Source organism: Candidatus Accumulibacter vicinus (assembly GCF_000584955.1).
In the GTDB taxonomy this organism is placed as follows: domain Bacteria; phylum Pseudomonadota; class Gammaproteobacteria; order Burkholderiales; family Rhodocyclaceae; genus Accumulibacter; species Accumulibacter vicinus.
The window spans coordinates 3,369-3,576 of sequence record NZ_JDSS02000018.1 but is presented as its reverse complement, the minus strand read 5'-3'; positions in this window follow the sequence as shown (position 1 = coordinate 3,576).

Below are 208 nucleotides of genomic sequence, written 5' to 3'. Positions count from 1 at the left end.
TCGCCTCTGCCGCGAGCCAACCGGGGTTGGTGCCCGCCGCCATCGTGACGGGCAACCAGAGATTTGTCATCGGCAAACACGCCGAACGACTTGGACACGTGCAGGGCACTGACGGTTTTCTGGGGCCGCAACGGCGGCCAGGGGCGCCGCCCGGGTGAACACACCCGGACTACCGCCTTGATCCTGATGGGTGACTGGTGCGGACTGG